This window comes from Leifsonia sp. HAY1-4F (genome assembly GCF_056755275.1).
In genome coordinates this window covers 1-263 of record NZ_JBNDHX010000343.1, presented here as the reverse complement: position 1 = coordinate 263, position 263 = coordinate 1, and the positions used below count along the sequence as shown (strand labels likewise).

The following is a 263-nucleotide window of genomic DNA, read 5'->3' as shown; positions in this document are numbered from 1 at the left end:
CCCCGACGCCGGGCTCCGTGCCACCGGGCGGCCCGACTGCCAAGGGCAGCCCGATGCCACCGGCCCGCGACGTGTCGGCGTTCTTCGGCACGCTGAGCACCCCGGCCACCCGGGCGTTCGACGCCGCCTCCACGACCGTGACGACCCGCTGGCCGGACGCCTTCTCCGGCGCCGACGCCGAGGACCCGGCCGGCACCACGGTCGTCGTCGCCGTCACGCGCCGCGACGCGGCGCTCGAGTCCTTCGTCAGCGGTGCGATGCCG

General features: G+C 77.6%; 1 protein-coding gene. It reads left to right on the top strand.

Translation table 11 applies throughout. The features are described 5' to 3' along the window. Positions 1 to 53: 53 nt before the first annotated feature. The coding region (locus tag ACPYOG_RS19770; protein WP_481295819.1) for a hypothetical protein at positions 54 to 263 on the top strand (210 nt) is incomplete at its 3' end.